Source organism: Puia sp., assembly GCF_035546395.1.
Lineage (GTDB): Bacteria > Bacteroidota > Bacteroidia > Chitinophagales > Chitinophagaceae > Puia.
In genome coordinates this window covers 1-6,597 of record NZ_DASZXR010000009.1, presented here as the reverse complement: position 1 = coordinate 6,597, position 6,597 = coordinate 1, and the positions used below count along the sequence as shown (strand labels likewise).

Below are 6,597 nucleotides of genomic sequence, written 5' to 3'. Positions count from 1 at the left end.
GGCGGCGGTTGGGCCGGCGGAGGTATGGGGGGTGTCGTTGTTTGGTTCGTACTCGTCTGCCAGCAGGTGTTGCCAATCGATTATTTGAGTAGGGAATCGGGGGAAAAGATCGGGGTCGGCCAGATCGGGCGCGGTGAGCAGTAGCCGGGCCTTGCTTTCGGAGAGGATATGGCGGGTGCGGTCGGCGGGATGTTGGGGGTCGACGGGTGTATAGATGGCGGCGCAATGGCTGCAGGCGAGGATGGCCAGGATCATTTCGGGGGAGCTGCGGTGGCAGCGGGAGGCGATGGTATCGCCGCGGGAGATGCCGAGGGCGGTGAGTTTTTGGGCGAGGCGGCGGGCGAGATGATCGAGTTGTTGATAAGAGAGATCGTGTTGGTTGTTATCGGAATGGATGGAAAGGGCAGGCTGGTTGGGACGCTGGTGGACTTGTAAAGCGAACAGCCCGGCAAGGGTATGAGCGGGATATTGGAGCCGGGGCCCCTCGCCGAGGTGAAGGAGTTGTGTTTGTTGGGTGGGGGTAAGCAGTTGCAGGCTGGCGATGGGACTATCGGCGGACTGGTTGACCAGCTGTTGCAGCAAGAAGCCGAACTGGCTGCTCACCCCTTTCATATATACATCACTATATACGTTACCGTTATATGTGAACCGAACATGGAGCGCATCGTCGCAGTAGATGTTGATGGAGAAATTGTAATTTACCTGAGCGAAACTTTGGGTATTAGTAACCGTGAGGGGAAAACTGCCATCGGGGCTATTTGCTTTTCCGAGGAAGTTGCCCATCACGAAAACGTGGTCAACGAGCGAGGCGCCGAGCGGGCTGCTGCCCTGAATATCGGCAAGCGGGTAGTATTGGTAGGGCGTGGAGTTGAGGGCTGCTGCCTGGATTGCCGTGAGAAGTTGTTTTATGGATTGATCTTCGTCGATGTGTACACAAACGGGCAGGGTGTTGATGAGCAGACCCACCATTGTCTCGATGCCCGGAATGGAAGGCGGCCGCACGGAAACGACGGTACCAAAGACGATATCAGCCTGTTGGAGGTATCGACTGAGAAGAATGCTCCACAGACCTTGCAGTAACGTGTTGAGGGTTGTCTGCTGTTGCGCGGCAAATGCCTGGATGCGGGCGGTTAGATCAGCGTCGATATCAAGGGCCACCTCCCGGTTGTCGTAGGCAGTTTGAGCACTTGCCTTGTCGGTCGATGGGCTAGCGGATTTGTCGGTTGGCAGACCGGATGGTTGGGTGAGATGGCTGACCTGCTGTTTCCAGAATTGAGCGGCCTGGGACTTATCGCAGGAATCGAGCCATTGGATGAAGGCGTGGTAGGGGGCGGTTGGGGGCAGGCGATGCGGGCGCTGTGTGGCGATGCTGTCATACAGTTCGCCAAACTCCTGCAGAAGGATGCCGGTACACCAGCCGTCCATGAGGATATGATGATGGCTCCAGACGAATTCGAAGCGATCGTTGGACAACTGGTAGAGCCGGACGCGCATGAGGACATCTCGGGCGAGGTCGAAGGGGCGGTGGCGGTCGAGTACCCGTTGGCGTTCCATATACCCTTCGGCATCGTCCCGCTGGCGAAGATCCTCGAAGGCAAAATCGGGGGTCTGGTGATCGCGCACGACCTGTACGACCTTGCGAAGGTTTTTCAGCACATAGGAGGATCGCAGGATGGCGTGCCGGTCGAACAACTGTTCGAGGGCTTCGGCAACGCATCTTTCATCGATTCCGCCTTCGATGCGATAGGAGGATTGACAAAAATAAGCCTGTGAGTCTTTATTGGCGAGACTGTGAAAATAGATGCCTTCCTGTAAAGGGGTCAGGCCATAGATATCGCGAACGGTAGTGGCAGTGCTCATAATCCCTTATTCATTTAGATATTCGGTAATAGTCTGGAAGTCGTCAACTGAAATTCCATCAACGGCGGGATGTGCAGCGATCGGGCTCATCTGGCTTTCCTGCTTAGAAAGATTGGTGAGCAGGTTCCACGCACTGTGGAAAGCCTGTTCGAATCCGGTCATCAATGAAGCGCAATAGCCGTCGTCATGGATTTCCAGTTGGATGACGAGCCGTCGGGCGATCCATTGCATGCTAAAGCTGACACCGACTCCGTACTCTTGCGGAAGGTTGCTGCTTAGGCCTTGCACGCATGCCGGCAATGACTGGGAGAAAGCGCTTTCGCGACGGAACGCGAAAAACGGTGTGATGAGCCAGTCGGGATAATTGTTTTCGGGGTGGAGCCGGCTGACGAGGCGCGGATCACAGTTCTCTCCCTGATCGGGCAAAGCTCGCAAGCAAGCTTGGATGCTTTTTAGCAGTGCCGCCGGATCCGACATACCAGCGAGATGGAGGAGGATAGGAAAGCGGTGGAAAAAGCATCCGGTGGCGTTTCGATGGCCTTCGTGGCGGTAATCCGTCGTGATCATGACCGGCAGCTGACGGATGCCTTTGCATTCGCGGATGGCCATGGCGAAAGCGGCGAGGGCAAGATCGTTGCAATCGAGGGTTAAAGGGGCGGTGCTGACCGGAATATGCAGGGATACCTTTTGAGAGGCAGGGTCGAGTGTTGGCAGGGAGTGTTGGAGGGATAGGATTAATCGCTGCAGGTAGGCATGTTCCCGGGCGAGCCGGGTTCGACGAATGGAGCGCTGGCGTTTTTCCAGCCAGCCGATGAAGTCCGGATCGGTGGGATTGAGACGCAGGTCCTTCGGTTCCGTGCCTTCGCGCAGGAGTAACAACATGGTGTGAGAATCGGCTACTTCGGCGGAAACGGACAAGGAAAGGGTCTTTTTTTCGGCATCGTGAACGAGAACCGGTAAGGAAGTTTCGCTGGGCTGAGGCAATTGCCGGCAGACGAGGCCGTCCGGGGATGCAGCGAGGTGAAGTAAAAAACAATCGGCTTCACGTATACTTTTTTCCAGCTGTTGAACCAGGGCCGGGCCTTCCGATTCAATTTCCATCGAATACTTCGGAGCGGATGTGGTAGCCGATCTGAGTTCTTCCTGCCAGGGACTTGCTTTTGCGGAATTTCCGTTGACGCTCTGGCGAGTACCGGCGGGGACAGGTTTGAGACGGGCCGCCATGTCGCGAAGGCGAGGAAAAGAGAATATATCTTCTATCGAGAGCGAATATCCTTTTTGATGCGTTTTTATGGACAGGTGAATGGCTCGGATGGAGTCGCCGGCCATTTGGAAGAAGTCGGCATGGATGTCCGGTCGGGAACTGCCAAGTATCTCGGACCAGAGACCCGCCAGCAACGCTTCGGTGGGTGACCATTGATGTGCCTCGGGAGCAGCGGCCGCGGGCGGTTGTTGATAGAGAAAAGCGAGTGCTTTGCGATCGATCTTACCGCTTGGGGTGAGGGGGAATTCGTCGAGCTCGACGATGGTTGCAGGGATCATCGGTTCCGGTAGATATTGCCGGAGTTGGGACAGCAAAGCGGGTTGAGGGCTCTGCTCGCCGGGTTTCCAGCGGATATAGGCCTTTAACTGGCTTCCGCCATTTTCGGCGTCGCAGGTGACCGCCGCGATGCTGATCCCGGGGACGCGTTGGAGTGTTCGTTCAATTTCGCCGAGTTCGATACGGTGTCCCCTCACCTTTACCTGGTGGTCGTTGCGGCCGTGGAAATATAACAGGCCGTCTTCATCCCAGCGGGCGCGGTCGCCGGTGATGTATACCTGATCTTTTCCTTCAAAAAAAGGGTCGGGGATAAAACTCATCGTCGTTTTCTCCGGCAGCCCTACGTAACCGCCGCCGACGGCGATGCCGGCGATCCATAGCTCGCCGATCATCCCGGGAGGGCAGAGCCTGTTCTTTTTATCTACGATATAGACGCGAGTATTTGGAATGGGCCGGCCGATGGGGACCATCGGTCCCTTGAAGCCGGCGGGAATCGTGTAATCGGTTACCGTATCGGAGGCTTCCGATGGGCCGTAGGTGTTGAATAGCTGTACGTGCGGAAATCGCTTTTGCCACCGATGAACAAGCGCCGGCTTTAGTTCTTCGCCGATGGTCGCCATCGAATGTAGTCCGGTGAGCTGAAGATCGGCGAATTCAGTTTCGGCAACGTCGAGCAGGACGGATAAATAGGTGGGAACGATATCGACGACGGTGATGCCGTCGCGGGCAATATTCTGCAGCAGCTGACGGGGTTCCAGCACGGCGTCGGCATCGTACACGGTTACTGTTGCGCCGGCTATCAGTGGGGCGAGCATTTGCCAGATGGAGATATCGAAACTTTGCGAAGCTGTTTGCGCGACGTTGGATCCGGGCGCGAGGGCAAACCGTTGAACCCGGGAATGGAGATGGTTGACCATGCCGGCGTGGTGGACGATAACGCCCTTGGGTCGACCGGTGGAACCGGAAGTATAGATGAGGTAGGCGGGTATTGGTCCCGTGTTGGAAGTTAGCGGCTGCCGACCGATGTCACCTGTCAGGGTTAGCTGTCCAAATATCGTTTCGATAAGGATCAGATTGGCTGCTTCAAACGAATAAGGCTGATGAGCGGAGGCCAGGATGCAGCTGGCGGAAGCATCTTTCAGCATATACGCGATGCGTCCCTGTGGAAGATGGGGATCAATGGGCAGATAGGTGCAGCCGGCTTTCCAGACGCCGATTAATGCGGCGATGAGGGCAGCTCCGCGATCTAAATGGACGGCTATGACCTTTCCGGGAAGTGAATGCCGGGCGATCTGCTGGCACAGGAAGGAGGACCAATCGTCCAGCTGTGCGTAGGTGAGGGACTGCTGTTGGTCGCGGACTGCGATGGAAGCAGGTTGCTGGCGAACCTGGCGCCGGAAAAGCTGGATGACGTCGTCTGTGGAGGCAAATGGCCTGATTGCTCCTTTGGCCATACCCAGCAAGGTGTTTCTCTCGGCGGTGGGGGTAAAGTCCAATCCGCGGACGGTGATCCAGGGATCATGGAGGAACTGTTGAAGGAGATGCCGCAATTTCGCGGCGAGGAGTGCGATGGTCTTTGTGGTATAATAATTCTTGTTGAACTGGAATCTGACCGCTAATCGTTGTCCTGGTTGGACGGTGAGACCGAGGGGATAATTGGTATGTTCACGGGTGGTTAGTTTTGTCAACTGCAGACCGCCCATCACGGCTTCTTCCACTCCGGGATAATTGGCGAATTCCAGGGTGTGGTTAACCAGGTCCTGGCCGGCGTTCGAACGTTGCTGGATACGGGCCAGGGAACATTGGTGGAAGTTCTCGCCATCGAGCATGTGCTGCTGGGCCTGCTGCATGATCGTTCGAATACTTTGCTGGTCTTCGAATCGGAAACGGACCGGCACGGTGTTGATGAACAAGCCTACCATCGATTCTATACCGGAAACGGCGGCCGGGCGGCCGGCTACGACGGAACCGAAAACGATATCGTTGCTTTGGCTGTAAAAGGAGACGATCAGTCCCCAGGCGGTCTGTATCAGCGTATTCAGCGTGACCTGCGTATCGGCGGCAAGTTTTTCCAAACCGATTGTTTCTTCGGCGGAGCAATTAAAGGTGATAAAGCCCTGCTGGTAAGGCTGAGCGCCATCGTGCTGCGGGAGGCTTGGGAACAGGGTCTTTGTGTCGTATCCCGACAGGTATTGTTTCCAGTATTCCAGTCCGGCTTCGGGTCGGTGTTCGTCCAACCAGCGGATGAATTGCAGGTAGGATGGTGCAGGATTCAATCCAGGGGAGGTTCCGTTAGCGATAGCTGTATACAGCGCGGTAAATTCTGACAACAGGATGCTCATGCACCAACCGTCGAGGATAATATGATGACTGGACCAGACGAGGCGATATTGCCTGTCGGCGATCTTGAAAAGGGCGAGGCGAAGGAGTGGGTCGCGGCGAAGATCGAAACGGGTCTGATGATCGGTATCCGTAAAGTCTTTTATATGCGAATCGATGGACGATGATGAAAGATCGGTCAGGTCTTCGTACCGGATGGCGATGGACCTTTTATCGAGGATGACCGCGAAGAACTGACCGAAGTGGTCGATGTCGATCGAACACCGGAGCATTTCATGGCGGGCCGCGAGTTGGTCGATGGCGAGCTGTATATGGAAGGGGTCGATGTCGGCGCCGCTGAGGGAATAGGTTTCCTGGTAGAGGTAGGCGCTGGATCGTTCATCGGCCAGATGATGGAAAAGGATGCCCTCTTGGGTAGGGGTCAGTGGATAGATGTTGACGATCTTGCCGGCTGACTGCTGATGATATTCTTGTTGTAGAAGGTGCAGTTGTGGTATCGAGAGACCCTTGTAGGCAAGATCGCTTGGGGTGAGTTGTCGTTCGGTTTTGTGGCGACAGTGGTCGATGAGTTGGGTCAGGGTATGTTGATAGGTTTGACAGAAGGACGCGATATCATTGTCGGGGAAGCGGTGACGGTCATAGATGACGGTGATCCGGAGCCGGCCCTGGGCGATAATGCCGAGGAGCTGCAGGCCGTGGGTGAGGGACTCGTCCTGGTGCTGGCTGTGCGGGGCGCCTTCGGGTGCGAGGGCGAAGAAGGGATCGGTTAGATCGGTATCGAACTGACCGAGGTAATTGAAGAGGATATCGGGCCGCTGCTGGGTATGATGGCGATGTGCTGGCCGGTAGGTAAGCAG

General features: G+C 56.1%; 2 protein-coding genes. Both read right to left on the bottom strand.

Going from position 1 to position 6,597, the window contains the following annotated elements:
- A partial coding sequence (locus VHE34_RS09985; RefSeq protein ID WP_325587310.1) for a condensation domain-containing protein occupies window positions 1–1,860 on the bottom strand: 1,860 nt, incomplete at its 3' end.
- 6 nt (window positions 1,861–1,866) lie between these two features.
- Window positions 1,867–6,597: non-ribosomal peptide synthetase (locus VHE34_RS09980; protein ID WP_325587308.1), on the bottom strand; the 4,731-nt coding region annotated here is incomplete at its 5' end.